Annotated in this window: 15 protein-coding genes; 8 read left to right on the top strand and 7 right to left on the bottom strand. The window is 67.2% G+C overall.

The annotated features are described in order from the left end of the window. Window positions 1-259: 259 nt before the first annotated feature. The 4 genes from AYJ57_RS19130 to AYJ57_RS19115 form a co-directional block, all read right to left on the bottom strand. Entirely contained in the window at window positions 260-1,471 is a 1,212-nt protein-coding gene (locus tag AYJ57_RS19130) for an aminotransferase-like domain-containing protein (RefSeq protein WP_237220230.1), read from the bottom strand. A 224-nt stretch (window positions 1,472-1,695) separates the two neighbouring features. Beyond that, window positions 1,696-1,968, bottom strand: coding sequence for a WGR domain-containing protein (locus tag AYJ57_RS19125; protein ID WP_066109770.1), 273 nt, complete (start codon window positions 1,966-1,968; stop codon window positions 1,696-1,698). 147 nt (window positions 1,969-2,115) lie between these two features. After that, window positions 2,116-3,330 carry a M20/M25/M40 family metallo-hydrolase gene (locus AYJ57_RS19120; protein WP_066109765.1) on the bottom strand — a complete coding sequence of 405 codons (1,215 nt, stop codon included), beginning with the start codon at window positions 3,328-3,330 and terminating at the stop codon, window positions 2,116-2,118. Window positions 3,331-3,437: 107 nt separating this feature from the next. Next, entirely contained in the window at window positions 3,438-4,346 is a 909-nt protein-coding gene (locus tag AYJ57_RS19115; RefSeq protein WP_157374275.1) for a DMT family transporter, read from the bottom strand. Between the two features lie 280 nt (window positions 4,347-4,626). Between AYJ57_RS19115 and AYJ57_RS19110 the strand changes: the two genes are divergently transcribed. Then, window positions 4,627-5,334, top strand: coding sequence for a GntR family transcriptional regulator (locus AYJ57_RS19110; RefSeq protein WP_066109763.1), 708 nt, complete (start codon window positions 4,627-4,629; stop codon window positions 5,332-5,334). A gap of 103 nt (window positions 5,335-5,437) precedes the next feature. Here the strand turns inward: AYJ57_RS19110 and AYJ57_RS19105 are convergent, their stop codons facing one another. Both AYJ57_RS19105 and AYJ57_RS19100 read right to left on the bottom strand, forming a co-directional pair. Continuing rightward, entirely contained in the window at window positions 5,438-5,857 is a 420-nt protein-coding gene (locus AYJ57_RS19105) for a DMT family transporter (RefSeq protein WP_066109760.1), read from the bottom strand. Continuing rightward, the gene (locus AYJ57_RS19100) at window positions 5,854-6,417 is read right to left on the bottom strand and encodes a DMT family transporter (protein ID WP_237220229.1); all 564 of its coding nucleotides are present in this window, start codon (window positions 6,415-6,417) and stop codon (window positions 5,854-5,856) included. Before AYJ57_RS19100 ends, AYJ57_RS19105 begins: the two co-directional genes overlap by 4 nt. 421 nt (window positions 6,418-6,838) lie before the next feature. On the opposite strand from AYJ57_RS19100, the gene AYJ57_RS25970 reads away from it, so the two are divergent. From AYJ57_RS25970 to AYJ57_RS19070, 7 genes are all read left to right on the top strand, one after another. After that, complete coding sequence (locus AYJ57_RS25970; protein ID WP_157374273.1) at window positions 6,839-7,027, top strand: hypothetical protein; 189 nt, start codon at window positions 6,839-6,841, stop codon at window positions 7,025-7,027. A 15-nt stretch (window positions 7,028-7,042) separates the two neighbouring features. Beyond that, complete coding sequence (locus tag AYJ57_RS19095; protein WP_217621124.1) at window positions 7,043-8,038, top strand: ABC transporter substrate-binding protein; 996 nt, start codon at window positions 7,043-7,045, stop codon at window positions 8,036-8,038. Beyond that, a complete protein-coding gene (locus tag AYJ57_RS19090) occupies window positions 8,038-8,814 on the top strand; it encodes an ABC transporter ATP-binding protein (RefSeq protein ID WP_066109754.1) in 777 nt (258 codons plus the stop codon). The genes AYJ57_RS19095 and AYJ57_RS19090 overlap by 1 nt, the downstream gene beginning before the upstream one ends. Then, the gene (locus AYJ57_RS19085; protein ID WP_203595353.1) at window positions 8,814-9,632 is read left to right on the top strand and encodes an ABC transporter permease; all 819 of its coding nucleotides are present in this window, start codon (window positions 8,814-8,816) and stop codon (window positions 9,630-9,632) included. The genes AYJ57_RS19090 and AYJ57_RS19085 overlap by 1 nt, the downstream gene beginning before the upstream one ends. Window positions 9,633-9,754: 122 nt before the next feature. Further along, window positions 9,755-10,756, top strand: coding sequence for an isopenicillin N synthase family dioxygenase (locus AYJ57_RS19080; protein ID WP_066109749.1), 1,002 nt, complete (start codon window positions 9,755-9,757; stop codon window positions 10,754-10,756). An 85-nt stretch (window positions 10,757-10,841) separates the two neighbouring features. Then, window positions 10,842-11,738 (top strand): LysR family transcriptional regulator, encoded by an 897-nt coding sequence (locus AYJ57_RS19075; RefSeq protein ID WP_083191409.1) that lies wholly within the window; start codon window positions 10,842-10,844, stop codon window positions 11,736-11,738. A gap of 28 nt (window positions 11,739-11,766) precedes the next feature. Beyond that, window positions 11,767-13,128 (top strand): cytosine deaminase, encoded by a 1,362-nt coding sequence (locus AYJ57_RS19070; protein ID WP_066109746.1) that lies wholly within the window; start codon window positions 11,767-11,769, stop codon window positions 13,126-13,128. 79 nt (window positions 13,129-13,207) lie between these two features. On the opposite strand, the gene AYJ57_RS19065 is transcribed toward AYJ57_RS19070, so the two are convergent. Then, the gene (locus AYJ57_RS19065; RefSeq protein ID WP_066109743.1) at window positions 13,208-14,626 is read right to left on the bottom strand and encodes a cytochrome c; all 1,419 of its coding nucleotides are present in this window, start codon (window positions 14,624-14,626) and stop codon (window positions 13,208-13,210) included.

Raw genomic sequence — 14,626 nt, 5'->3', positions numbered from 1 at the left:
AAAAACGGCAGGGTTTCCCCCTCACAAAATGGTCATCTGCTGCTCTCAGGTCCGTCTCTGGCCGGGCAGCGCGCGCAATCGAGGAGGCGGAGGGGCCGAGCCCTCACCCATGATCAGAACGCCCCCAATGCGCAGCCGGTTCCCCTCCTGCGGTACCGCGGACGGCTGCGATCCTGCGAAGGCGCCGTTGCAGCGGGCGGGCAAAAGAAAACGCCCGGCGCGGGCGCCGGGCGTCGAAAGGCACTGAATGCTTTGTGCGTCAGCGCAGCGCAGCCACCGCGCGCGCCAGACGCCGCACGCCCTCTTCCAGTGTCTCCGCCGGATTGGCGGTGAAGTTCAGCCGCGCGCTGCTGCGGTCGCGCCCCTCGGGATCAAAGACCGAGCTGGGCGAGATGCAGACGCCATGCTCCAATCCGACCCGCATCAGCGCATCGGTGTCGAGCGCCGAATCCTTTGCGGTGATCCAGACAAACATCCCGCCCACCGGCCGGGTGAAGGTGAAATGCTCGGACAGATGCGCCTCAACGGCGGCGCAGAGCACGTCGCGGCGCGGCCGATACGTGTCCAGCGTGGCGCCCCGCACCCGGTCCATCAGCCCGTTTTCCAGCGCGCTGCAAACCATGCGCTGGCACAGACTGCTGGTGGCCAGATCCGACCCCTGTTTGACCACCGTCAATTGCTCGATCACCTTGGGCGCGGCGATCACCCAGCCCACCCGCAGCCCCGGCGCCAGTTCCTTCGAGACGGTGCCAAGATAGATCACCGGCCCGTCATAGCGCGCGGCGGGATGCGCCTCGGCGTCGATCTCGATCATCCGCGGCAGCGGCGTGTCGTCGTAATAAAGCGCGCCGTAGGGGTCATCTTCGACCAGCGGCGTGCCACTGGCACGGGCGGCGGCGACCAGCGCGCGGCGCGCGGCAAAGTCCACCAACGCGCCGGTCGGGTTGGAGAAATTCGGCACCGTATAGGCAAAGCACGCGCCGCTGAGCGCGGCAGCGGCGCCGCTCGCGAGCGTCTCAAGGTGCATCGAGCGATAGCGCGGATAGCGCGGCCGCCACGCATCGAGCGCACCAAGATAGGTCGGCGCCTGCGCGGCGATCACATCGCCCTTGTCGGCGTAAAGCTTGCCGACCAGATCGAGCGCCTGCATGCCGCCGGTGGTGATAAGCACATTCTCCGGCCCCAGCTTCAGCGCCCCGGTGGAATAGCGCCGCGCCAACGCTGCGCGCAGGTCGGGCAGACCCTCGATCGGGGCGTAACCAAGGCTTTCGGCGGGATGATCCGCAACGGCGGCGCGCGCCAGTTCCGCAAGCTCTTCGGTCGGGAAGGTCGCCGGGTCCGGCAGGCCGCCGCCCAAGTTGATCATGCCCGGAATGCCCGCCGCGCCAAGGAAGGTGCGCGTGACCTCATTGGTCTCGCCCATCCACGCGGCGGTCGGGGCGATGGCGGGGGCAAGGCTGCAGTCTGTCACGTCTCGGCTCCTGTCGGTCTCGGTCTGGCTGGCGGCGCGACCCGCGTCCGTCCGTGGCCGGTATCGTACCAGAGACGCGCAAGAGCAAGCGGCACGTCGCGGCGTATTGGGCAAAGGATTTGGCCTGCGCGCCCTAGGCCCGCCATGGATCGGCCACGCGAAAGCGGGTGCAGCAATGCGGATGATCACGCTTACAATCGGTTGCCGTCGCGCAACCGCCTCTCTTAGCGAGAGAAATCCGGCCCGTATCCGCGCTGCTTGAGGGTTGCCGCGACCTGCATCAGCGCGGTCACCGCGTGGCCCTCGTCGGGAAAACGCTCGGCCCGGCTGCGGCCACGTGTCCCGACCCGTCCCCATTCCTGAACGAGGCTGGCCCCGCCAAAGAGATCGCGCTCCACATGCAGGCGGTAAAAATAGCGCGTGGTCCGGTTGGGCGCGACGCGCAGCAGGCGCAGGCGCGACGGGAAGACCTCGAACTGATCGGTGCAGGCGTTCATGAGCTACGGGCAACAGGTTGACGGACCGCCGGTATAGCAGCGCCTTTCCGGCGCCGCCATGCCCCTTGCGCGAGCTTTTCCCGGCCCGGCGCGCAGGCGTCTCGCTGCCCGTTTCAGCCGGTCCTTGCCGCCTCAGCCGGTTCCGCCTCAATCGGTTCCGGCCATGCCCGCGGTTCCGAGGATCGTCGCCAGCCCCGCGTAAAGCCCGCGCAGCGACAGCTCCGGCGCGACGTCGATCCATTCCTCCAGCGAATGCGCCCGCCCGCCGGTGCCGCCCGAGCCGAGGCAGATCGCCGGAACGCCAAGGCTCATGGGGATGTTCGCGTCGGTCGAGCTCTGGCCGGTGCGCGGCTCGAAGCCGAAGGCCGGAAGCGCGCTCAGCGCAGCGCGCACGATGGTGCTGTCATGCGCCGTGCTGCCCGCCGGACGGTTGCCGATACGGGTCAGCTCGGCGCGGATCGCGCCATTGGCCGTGTCGCCGCGCGCGTTCTCGCCCTGCACCGCCGCGTCGACCAGCGCCTTGAACGCTTTGTCGAGCTTGGCCAGTTCTCCCGCATCCACAGAGCGCAGATCGACCTCCAGCCAGACAGCCTCGGGGATCGCGTTGATCGAACTGCCGCCGCCCATGATTGAGGCGCAGAAGGTGGTGCGCGGCGTCTTGGGCACCTCGATGCGGGCCATGCCCGCCATCAGATGTCCTAGCGCATAAGAGGGGTTCACCGTGCCAAAGGCGTTCAGCGAGTGCCCGCCGGGGCCACGGAAGGTCACGCGATAGCGCAGCGAGCCGACCGCGCCGGTGGTGAACTGATCCAGCTCCAGCCCGTCGATGGTGAAGAACCCCGCGATCTTTTCCCGATAGCGCCCCGCTTCGAAGAGGTGGCGGACGCCGCGCAGGTCGCCCTTGCCCTCCTCGCCCACGTCGCCGACGAACAGCAGGTCCTGCTCGGTCTCGATGCCCGCCGCGTCGAGCGCCCGGATGAAAGCCAGCAGCGCCGCCAGCCCGCGCGTGTCATCCCCCACGCCCGGCGCAAAGAGCTTTGTGCCCTCGCGCCGCACGGTCACATCGGTGCCTTCGGGAAACACCGTGTCGAGATGCGCCGCCACCACGATCATCTGCCCGTTGCCCCGGCCACGGCGGATCCCCAGCACGTTGCCGATCTCGTCGCGCTCCACATCTTCGAGCCCCAGTTCGCGGAACTTGGCCGCATAGGCCTCGGCCCGCCGGTCCTCCTTGAAGGGCGGCGCGGGGATCTCGGTCAGCTCGATGATCTCCTCGACAAAGCGGTCGTGGCCGAGGCGCAGGTCCTCCTGCGCGCGTTTGAACGGCTCCGAGGCGATGATCCGGGCGACGTCTTGGGTCATTATTGGGTCCTATGCTGCGTGCGATGTGTCTGGCTTAAAGCCTGCGATACGCGATCCCCCGCGGGCGTGCGAGGGAGATGCCGACAAGGTGATGCGCTAGGGCCGCGTCAGGCATGGCGTGGCCGCCGCTCCCACCAGAGCCCCCAGAGCGAGCCGCTGACGATCAGCCCGGCCCCCGCAAGCGTGCTGAGCGTGGGGGATTCCAGAAAGAACACCGCGCCGATCAGCGCCGCATAGACCAGCCGCAGGTAGTCGAAAGGTGCCAGCGCCGTGGCCTCTCCGACGCGGAAAGCAAGGAAGTTAAGGCTCTGACCCACGGTCGACAAAAGCCCGATGCACAGCAGCATGGCCCATTGCGCGGGGCTGGGCGCCACCCACGACAGGGCCGCGGGCACGACGAGGATCGCCCCCACGCCCACCGCCTGATAGGTGACGACAGTGCCCAGTTTCTCTTGCTGCGCCAGCTTGCGCACGATGACCATGACCAGCGCCACCGCCCCGGCCGAAAGCAGCGCCAAAAGCGTGTAGTGATCGATCTGGCCACCACGCGGGTCGGTGATCACCACCACCCCGGCAAAGCCCGCCCCGATCGCCACCCAGCGGTGCGCCCAGACGGTCTCATGCAGGATCAGAATGGCGAAGATCGCGACAAAGAAGGAGCGCGAGAAACTGATCGACACCGCATCGGCGAGCGGCAAATGCACCATGGCGGTGAAGCCTGCGACCATGGCCAAGGCCGAGAGCGCAACACGGGCGCCATGCAGGCGCGGCGCATCGGTGCGGAAGGCGCCGCGCGGATCGCGCAGGATGCGCGGGCTCATCGCGGCGGTCATCACGAGCTGGCGTATAAAGAGCACCTGAACCACCGGGATCCCCTCGCCCACGGTTTTGATCAGCGCGGTCATGATGGTCATCACCAGCCCCGCCATCGCCACCCAGATCGCGCCCTGCAGGTTTCCTGGCAGGCCCGCAATCCTCCCGCGCAGCCCGCTGGCCAGCCCCTCTAGGGCACTCAAATCCGAGTACTCGGGGTGTGCGTGGCGCTGTCACGGCTTGGGCGGGGGCGGCGATGGGTGAGGGCATTGCATACAACCAACTTCACAACCGGCATCTATCGCCCCTCATTTCCCAATTTTCCGATCTATTGAGGCAGTCCTACGCCCGGAATTTTCGACTCGCAAGTCAGGTTGGATACAATTATGCGATTTGACATGCCGCGCGGTGACAGGCGGCTCTTTCCCGGGCAGGATCGCGGCACGGGACACGAGGATCAGAGTACGGGGATCGGGGCAGGCCATGTCGACACGCGGGCAGCAGGTGGTGCGCCATATCCGGGACGGGATCGCCGACGGGCGCTTTCCCGGCGGCAGCCGGATGAACGAGGTGGAGATCGCCGAGCGTTTCGGCGTCTCGCGCACGCCCGTGCGCAACGCGCTCAGCGCGCTCGCGGCAGAGGGGCTGCTGGATTACACGCCGAACGCCGGATACACCGTGCGCCGCTTCACCGTAGAAGACATCTCGCGCATCTTCCGGGTCCGCACCGAGCTTGAGGGACTGGCGGCGCGGCTCGCCGCGGAGCAAGGGCTTTCCCCCACCGGCGAGGCCGAAATGCGCGACCTGCTCGACCAGACCGCACGGCTGGTCGAGGCCGCGCGCTGGGATGACGAAATCCGCGAGACCTTCCTGCCCCTCAACCGCCGCCTGCACATGTTGGTGCGTGAGACGGCGCAGAACCCTTTCCTTGCCGAGATGATCCGCAAGACCAACGAGGTGCCGCTCTTCGATCTGATCCGCTGGCGCTGGTTCGACGCCGATCTGCTGCGCCAGTCGCAGGACGAGCATCTGGAGCTTTTCGACGCCCTGCGCAACCGCCAGCCCGACCGCGCCTACCGCATTCAGGCCGAGCACACCTACCGCTCGGGGCGGCGGATGATCGAAAATTGGTCGCGCACCGAGGCGGAGATCCACGCCAAGCGCGGCACGCCCGCGTTGCGTTCCCCCTAAGGTGGCAGCTTAGAGCCGCAAGCGCATTCGCGCAGAAACGGCTGTGCCAAATTCGCCGGAACTGAGAGCGCCGCACGGCTGGGGCGGCCTCAGCCGTCGGCGCTCAGCGGCGGCGGCTCAGCCAGACCCCCAGCAGGATCAGCGCCACACCGGCGATCTGCATCCACAAAACGCCCCCCTCGCTGCGCAGCAGATCGAGCGACACGCTCGACAGCATCTGCCCCGCCACCAGCAGCCCGCCGGTCAGCGCCGCGCCGAGCCGCGGGATCAGCCAGCTGCCGCTGGCCACAAAGATCACCCCGATCGCGCCGCCTGCCCAAGCGAAGATCGGCGCGCTCGCAGCCGTCTCGGGCCAGAGGCTTCCGGCGATCAGCGCGCAGGGCACCAGCACCACAAATCCAACGAGATGGTTCCAGAAAGACGACTGCATCGCCGAAGTGGTCAGCGCCAACCGCCCGTTGAGTTGCCGCGAGAGCGTGACGAGCATCCCCGACGCGACACCAAGACAGATGAGAAAGATCATTGCCCGCTCCCCCGCGCGAAGATGATCAGCAGCGTGCCCGCCACGATCGCCGCCAGCGCCAAGAGGTCATTGCGGCGCGGCATGCGCTTCTCCAGCCCCAGCGCCCCGGTGATGTCGAAGATCAGCGCCAGCACCACCTGCCCCGCCAATCCCAGTGCCAGCGTGCCGGTCAGCGCCAGCGAGGAGTTCACGACGACCGTCGACAGCACCACCGTCAACGCCCCCGAAACACCGCCGAGATAGGCCCAGAGCGGCGCCCGCCGCCGCGGCTGGCCACGCTGCGCCGAGGGGCGGCGCATCCAGAACAGCCCAAGCAGCAGCGCCGCCACCACCGAGCCCACGCCATGCGCGGTGAGCGAGGCGAAGACCGGCGTCGTATGCGCGGCCATCATGCCGTTGCTCAGCAACATGAGCGTCAGCAGGCTGCCCGCGCAAAGCGCCGCAGCGATCTCCAGCGGATGGGGGGGGCGCGGTGATCCGGCGCGGTGGGAGGCAGTGTCAGAGGCGGGCATCGGCGGTCCTTGGGCGGAATGGGCAACGGCAAGGCGACGCTGGGTCACCGGGAATCTCCTGCCACCCATAGCCAGCCTGAGCGCCGGAGGGTACCTCTTGTCACGCAAAGCCAGCCCACGCGTTCCGCACGCACCTTTGAAACCCCGCTGCGCCGTGGAAGAATTTTTGCACTTCAACCGTTCGCAAAATGAGTACGGCTAAATTTCAATCATTTCGCGCGCCGACTACGCCGCCTCTCCCTCGTTTTATTGGCGATTATTCCTGTATTTTCGCCGCAGCAATTCTTGAGCCTGCTCGAATTGCGCTCCGCCTCGCCGATTTTGCCCGAAATATACGCAGCGTGAAAACTCACGTTTTCCCGTTGATCGCACTGCAATTGCCGTTCCATAAATCAGGGCACGAGTAGAAGCGGTCTGGACCCGGTCCTGGACATTGCTCGCCAGTCGTTCCGACACTGACGAGGCCAATATGTCCAACAAGCATCTGCTTATTAACGACAAAATACAAAACCCCGATCTTGCGGCGCATAAGTGCCGGACCTGCCTGATGTGCGCAGATCCGGAACGGCGGCGCTGTGCCCGCGACCGGATGCTGTCTGACGGCATCCGCCGCGCCGAGATCGACCGACTGCAACTGTCCAACAAAATCGCACACTAGGGAGAGGCCCCCATCATGATGTCCAAATCCACCCCGCTCGCGGCATTGGCTTTCGCGCTCAGCGCCACCACCGCGCTCGCCGGTGATCCCGTCACCTATCAGCTCGACTGGCTGCCCGGCGGCGACAAGGCACCGATCTATGTCTGCGTCGATCAGGGCTTCTGCGCCGATGCAGGTCTCGATGTGACCATCGCCTCGGGCCGCGGCTCGTCGGATGCGATCTCGCGCCTCGCCGCCGGATCGTCCGACATCGGTATGGCCGACATCGGCGCGCTGATGGCCGCCAAGGCGCAGGAAGGCGTCGGCGTCACCTCGGTGCTGTCGGTGTTCAACAAGGGCCCGCACGCCTTCTACACCGTCAAGGACAGCGGCTTTGACAGCGTGGCGGACGTGAAAGGCAAGAAAATCGCCACCTCGCCCTTCACCTCGTCCAATGTCTACCTGCCGCTGGTGCTGCAGGATGTGGGGCTGACCGAGACCGACCTTGACCTGACCAAGGCCGACGCGGGCGCGCTCGGGCCGATGCTGATGACAGGTCAGGTCGACGGCATCGTGGCATGGATGACCGATCTCTCGCGCTACACCGGACAGGGCAAGGGCGCGGGCAAAGAGATCATCGCGCTGCCGTGGTCTGCCGCCGGGCTCGAGCTTTACTCCGCCGCGCTGAACGCCAATGACGCCTTCCTTGCCGAGCGTCCCGAGGTGGCCGCGCGCTTCGTCGCCGCCTTCAAGAAATCCATCGAGTTCTGCCAGACCAACCCCGAAGAGGCCGCGCAATCGGTGGTCAACATGGTGCCCGAACTGGAGCATGGCGACGTGCTCGGCTCGCTGAACGACATGCTGGGGCTGGTGTTCAACGATGTCACCGAAGAGGACGGCCTCGGCGTCTTCGAGCCGGGCCGCCTTGCCGCCACATGGACCCGCGTCGCCGCGGCGCAGGGACTGGACGAGAGCGCGCATAGCGCCGAAGATTTCGTCACCCGCAGCTTCCAGCCCGGCGGGGAAGGCTGATGGAAACGCCCGCCGCCATTCGCTTCGACCGGTTGGGTCAGGTCTTTGAGACCGGCTCGGGCCGGGTGGAGGCCCTGCGCAATGTCAGCTTCGAGGTCGCCCGGCACGAGTTTCTCGCCGTGCTCGGCCCCTCGGGCTGCGGCAAGTCCACCTTGCTGCGCATGATCGCCGGACTGCTGGAGCCCACATCGGGCGCGGTCGAGGTGTTCGGGCGGCGGGTCACCGCCCCGCGCGAGGACATCGGCATCGTCTTCCAAAAGCCGACGCTGCTGCCTTGGGCCACTATCCAAGACAACGTCATGTTCCCCGTCCGCCACAAGCGCGGACGGGTGGGCAGCCACGACCGCGACCGCGCGCAGGAGCTTTTGCGCATGGTCGGGCTCGAGGGCTTCGGCAAGCGCCTGCCGGACGAGCTTTCGGGGGGCATGCAGCAACGCGTCGGCATCGCCCGCGCGCTGCACATGGACCCTGACATTCTGCTGATGGATGAACCCTTCTCGGCGCTCGACGCGCTGACCCGCGAGGAAATGGGGTTCGACCTTCTCCGCATCTTCGGCGAACGGCCCAAGACCGTGGTCTTCATCACCCATTCCGTCAGCGAGGCAGCGCTGCTCGCCGACCGCGTACTGGTGATGACCGGCCGCCCCGGCTCGGTGCTAACCGAACTGCCCGTGCCCGTCGCCCGCCCGCGCGGCCGCGAGACGATCAAGGATCCCGCCGTGACCGAGCTTGCCGCCCACCTGCGGGACCTGCTGCTGCAAAGGGACGCCGCCTGATGACCCTCTCCATGCCAGATTACACCAAGCCCGAGAGCAAACGCCCCGACCTGCGCCGCCTGCTCGCCGCGCCCGGCGTCGCCGCGGTTCTCACCATCCTTGGCACCGTCGCGCTCTGGGAGCTTGCCGCCCGCACGCTCGATATCCCGAGCTACCTGCTGCCCGCGCCGAGCGCGATCTTCTCGACCTTCCCCAGCATCGGGGCAGAGCGTTGGGTTGGTCACCTCTGGGCAACGCTGCGGGTGGCGCTGCTGGGCTTTGCGCTGGCCATCGCCATCGCCATTCCGCTGGCCATCGCGCTGGTGCGCTCGCCCGCGCTCAACCGTACGCTCTATCCGCTGCTGGTGATCGTGCAGTCGACGCCGGTCGTGGCCATCGCGCCGATCATCATCGTGGTGCTGGGCGCCGGCGACGCGCCGCGCATCGTCATCACCACACTGATCTGCTTCTTCCCGCTGGTGGTCTCCACCGCCACCGGCCTTGCCGCCACACCGCCGGAACTCATCGAGCTGTCGCGCAGCCTGCGCGCCCCGGCCTTCCGCGAGATCACCCAGATCCGGCTGCCCTTTGCCGTGCCCTACATCTTCTCGGCGCTGAAAATCTCGGTGACGCTGGCGGTGATCGGCGCGGTGGTGGCCGAGTTCTGCGCTTCGGATGCAGGGGTCGGCTACTTCATCCAGTTCTCGACCTCGATGTTCAAACTGCCGCAGGCCTGGGCCGGGCTCTTTGTCCTCGCCGCCATGTCGCTGGCACTGTTCCAAGCGGTGAGCTGGGCGCAGAAGCTGCTCTTCCCGTGGAGCCTGCCACGCAAGCGCTAACCCTATCCGCGCCGGGCGGCCCGCCGCCCGGTGCATCCCCCGGAGTAGAAGCAGACAGGCCCCGGCCCGGACATTGCTCCCCACCCTGCCGGACCCTCCGGCGACCTACTTTGGAGACTGCAATGAGCACCAACTACGACCTTGCCGAGCTGAACAAGGAAACCACCATCGGCGGCATGGGCAGCACCATCGAGCGTGACGTGCCCGCCATCGACCTGTCGGACTTCGAAAACCGCAAGCACGAGATCGCCGACGCGCTCTGGGAGGCCTCGACCGGTATCGGCTTCTTTCAGGTCTACAACCACGGCATCCCCGAGGACGACATCGACGCCGCCTTCGACACCGCATGGGAGTTCTTCGAACTGCCGACCGAGGTGAAGGCGCAATACCCGATGCCCAAGGGCACCAACGCGGGGTGGGAATTCAAGGCGCAGGTGCGCCCCTCCACCGGCACGCCGGACAACAAGGAAAGCTATCAGGTCACCCGTCCGCTGATGGAGGGCAAATGGCCGACCGAGGAAGAACTGCCCCGCTTCAAGGAGCGCGCGCTGAAGTTCGAGCGCCAGAACTGGGAACTGGGCATGCGAATCCTGTCGTGCTTTGCGCTGAAGATGGGCTTCCCCGAGGACTTCTTCACCCACGCCCATGACCCCGAGTCCGACCAGTACCAGTCGACCCTGCGCCTCATTCACTACATGTCGATGGAAGACGCCAAGCCCGAGGACTTCAAGGCATGGCGCGCCGGGGCGCACAGCGATTTCGACTGCCTCACCATCCTGCACCAGAAGGAAGGTGAAGGCGGGCTGCAGGTCTGCCCCGGCAAGGACGCAGGCACCAACGCATGGACCGACGTGCCGCCGCGCCGCGGCTACATCACCTGCAACATCGGCGACATGCTGATGCGCTGGTCTGACGATCAGCTGCAGTCGACCCTGCACCGCGTGCGCATGCCCACCGAGGGCGAATACAAAGGCCGCCGCCTGTCGCTGCCGTTCTTCTGTCAGGCCAACCGCGACGCGGTCATGCAGGGGCCGCTGGGCAAATACGAGCCGATCACCGCGGGTGACTATCTGACCATGCGCATCAACGCCAACTTCGCCGCCGCCAAGGCCGCCAAGAAGTAAGGCGTTGAGCATGGGCCTTCCGGGTGACAACATCACGAAAAAGGGCGGGGTCTCGATCCCTGCGAGACCCAGCTTCGGAAGGTCCATGCTGCACGGCCGCGCATTGCGCTACATCGACGAGGTCGCCCGTCAGGGCTCTATCCGCAAGGCGGCGCGCGAGCTGAACGTCGCCGCCTCTGCGGTGAACCGTCAGGTGCTTGAGGTTGAGGCCGACTTTGGCGTGCCGATCTTCGAGCGGCTGCCCAAGGGGCTGAAGCTGACCGCACCGGGCGAGCTTTTGATCGCCCATATCCGCGAGACGCTGCGCGACCATGACCGCCTGCAGGCACGCATCCACGCGCTGAAGGGGCAGAGCCATGGCACGGTGACGGTGGCGACAATGGCCACGCTCGCCGCCGGACGGCTCGCCGATGTGGTGGCCGACTACCGCGAGCGGCATCCGCGCGTGGATCTGAAGGTGACGGTCTGCGACCGCGCGGGCTTGATGGAGATGGTGGCCTCGGGCGAGGCCGAGATCGGCCTTGGCTACAACCTGCCGCAGGACAATCGCATGCAGCTTGTCGCGGTGTTCCAGCACCGGCTCGGCGCGGTGGTCGCCCCCGGCCATCCGCTCACCGCCAAGCCCAACGTCCGCGTCGCCGATTGCCTGATCTACCCGCTGATCCTCGCCTCGCACCGGCTGTCGCTGCGCCCGCTGATCGAAAACCTCGCCCCGGCCACCGCCGATCTGCGCCCGGCGGTCGAGACCAACTCCACCGAGATGATGAAACGGCTGGTGCGCCAGCCGCCCAATGTGACCTTCCTCAACCGGGTCGATGTGGATCAGGAACTGCGCGACGGCGATCTCGCCTTTCTGCCGCTTCTGGCCGCCGCCGGACGGCAGAGGCTCAGCCTCGTGCACCGCAGCCGCGGCGCGCTGTCGCCCGCCGCCGATGGCTTCATGCAGGCGATCCACGACCATTTCGGCAAAGGCGACGCCTGAGCCGTCCCAGACATACGGAACCGACAAGATGACCCAGACCACCCCCCGCCCGCTGACCGAGGCGCTGGCGTCCGGCGGCGACCTGCTGCTGCGCAACCTGCGCTGCCCCGAGGCTTTGCTCATGGGCGGCGCCCCCGCTGGCGCGCCCGTGGACGCGAGCGGAACCGCCAGTGTGGACATGCTGATAAAAGGCGGACGGATCGCCGCCCTCGAAGCGCCCGGACGGCTGGAGGCAAGCGCCCGCACGGTCGATCTTGGCGGGCGCCATGTCTGGCCGATGCTGATCGACGCGCACACCCATCTCGACAAGGGTCACGTTCTGGGCCGCGCGCCGGACTCGGGCGGCACCCATGCCGGTGCCCGCGAGGCCACCACGCAGGACCGGATCGCCCATTGGCGTCATGACGATCTGATCCGCCGCATGGACTTCGGCCTCTCCTGCGCCGAGGCCCATGGCGTCGCCGCGATCCGCACCCATCTCGACAGCCACGAGGGACAGGGCGAGACCACATGGGGCGCTTTTGCCGAGACCCGCGAGGCGTGGAAGGACCGCATCGCGCTGCAGGCGGTGGCGCTGGTGCCGCTGGACGCATGGGGCACGGAGTATGCGCCGCATCTTGCCGATCTCGTCGCGCGCCATGGTGGGCTCATCGGTGGGGTGACCCGCGCCTCGGGCGGCACTCACGGCTCGCTGAGCGATATTGACGCGCTGCTCGACCGGCTGTTCACGCTGGCGCGCGAGCGTGATCTGGACATCGACCTGCATGTGGACGAAGCCGCCGAGGGCGGGGCTCTGTCGCATGTCGCCCGCGCCGCGATCCGTCATGGCTACGAGGGGCGCGTGACCTGCGGCCACTGCTGCTCGCTCGCGCGCCTGCCAGAGGACGAGATGCATGCGGCGATTGCGCTGGTGAAAGAGGCCGGTCTGTCGCTGATCACCCTGCCGACGGTGAACATGTACCTGCAGGACCGGGTGCCGGGCCGCACGCCGCGCTGGCGCGGGGTGATGCCGCTGCACGAGCTGCGCGAGGCCGGTGTGCCGGTGGCCGTGGCCGGGGACAACTGCCGCGATCCATTCTACGCCTATGGCGATCACGACATGCTCGACACATGGCGCGAGGCGGTGCGGATCTGCCATCTCGACCACCCGCTCGGCGCCGCTGCCGCGCTGGCCGGACCCGCCCCTGCGGGCATCACTGGCCTTAAGGGTGGCAGCCTCGGCGTCGGGCAGCCTGCCGATCTGATGGTGCTGGAGGCGTGGAGCATGGATCAGGTCATTGCCCGCCCGCAGTCCGACCGCCTGCTGCTGCGCGCCGGAAAGCTGCTGGACGTTGCCCTGCCCTCTTACGCCGCGCTGGAGGCCGCGCCTGCCGCGCATGAAGCGGCCTAACCCACGGCCAGCGCCGTGAAAAACGCAACGGGCCGACGTCGATGGACGCCGGCCCGTACCTCCCCTCGCGAGGACCCGCTCAGCCTGCGGGCTGGGCCTTGCGGCGCCAGATCAGCGCGACAACGGCAAGCAGGATGATCAGCGCCGCAGCGATGCCCACCCATGTCAGCCACGCCGCATTCTGAATGAGCCAAGGCGCGCTGCCCCCGGCCCGAATTTGCGCCACGCCATCCGCGTCGAGCCCCGGTTCGCGCCCGCCGAAATTGGCCGCGACATAGTTCGTCAGCCCGGCGATCTGCGCGTTATCGAGGTCGTCTGCAAAGGCCGGCATGACCGTATAGCCGTTCGCGTCATGGCGGCTGATGCCTTCGGCGATGGTCATCACGAGGTTCGACGGGTCTTGCCCGGTGACCGAAGCCGCCGTGGTCAGATCGGGGAAATGGCCGTCGCTGGCGCCTTTGCCGTCCACCCCGTGACAGGCCGCGCAGGCGCCGTTGTAGAGCGCCGCGCCCTCGGTCGTGTCATGACGAGCAAGATCATCGGGGTTGCCGGTCCAATCGGTGGTCTCGTAGCTGGTGAGCGCGACCTCGTGGACCTGCGCATCCGGGGCCACACCGTCCTCGGGCGTGCTGACCGCTGGCACCGTTTTCAGATAGGCGGCAATGGCACCAAGGTCGTCTCCCTCGAGATGGCTCAGCGAGTATTCCACCGCTTCGGCCATCGGCCCGGCCGCCGATGCGCGCCCCGGCGCATGACCGTCGCGAAGATAAGTCACGATCTCGTCCTTGGACCAATCGCCGATGCCCGTCTGCGCATCGGGCGTGATGTTCGGTGCCCGCCAACTGCCCAGCGAGGCACCGCCAAGAAAGGCGCTCTGCTGCGAGTTCATCAGCGGCCCGCGCGGCGTGTGGCAGGTGCTGCAATGCTCCAACGCCTGCACCAGATAGGCGCCGCGCTCTTCACTGGCATCAAGCCCTTCGGGCGGCGTCCAGCCGGGCGCGTCGGTGAACAGCAGGTTCCAGCCCGCCATCAGCGCCCGCACATTGAAGGGGAAAGGCAACTCGGTCTTCTCGGTCAGACCCGCATCCACCGGCTCCACCTCGGTCATCAGGTAGTCGTAGATCGCCGAGACGTCTTCATCGGTCAGCTTGGCGTAGGAAGGATAAGGCATCGCCGGGTAGAGATGCGTTCCGTTCGGGGTCACCCCCTCGCGGATCGCACGGGCGAATTCCTCCTCGCTCCAACTGCCGATGCCATATTCCTTGGAGGGCGTGATGTTGGTCGCGACGATGTTGCCCATGGGCGAGGCGATGGCATAGCCCCCCGCGAAGGGAGCGCCGCCGTTGGGGTTGGTGTGGCAGGCGGCGCAGTCGGCTGCCGTTGCCAGATAAGCCCCGCGCGAGAGTTGGCCGGTGTCATCCTGCGCCGCCATGGCGCCGGAAGCAAAGAGACCGGGCAGCGCGAACGCGGCGAGAGCGGCGGTTCTGACATATCCCAT

Source organism: Salipiger sp. CCB-MM3 (assembly GCF_001687105.1).
Taxonomy (GTDB): domain Bacteria; phylum Pseudomonadota; class Alphaproteobacteria; order Rhodobacterales; family Rhodobacteraceae; genus Salipiger.
Note: the sequence above shows the minus strand (reverse complement) of the source record. Positions and strands in the feature narration are given on the sequence as shown.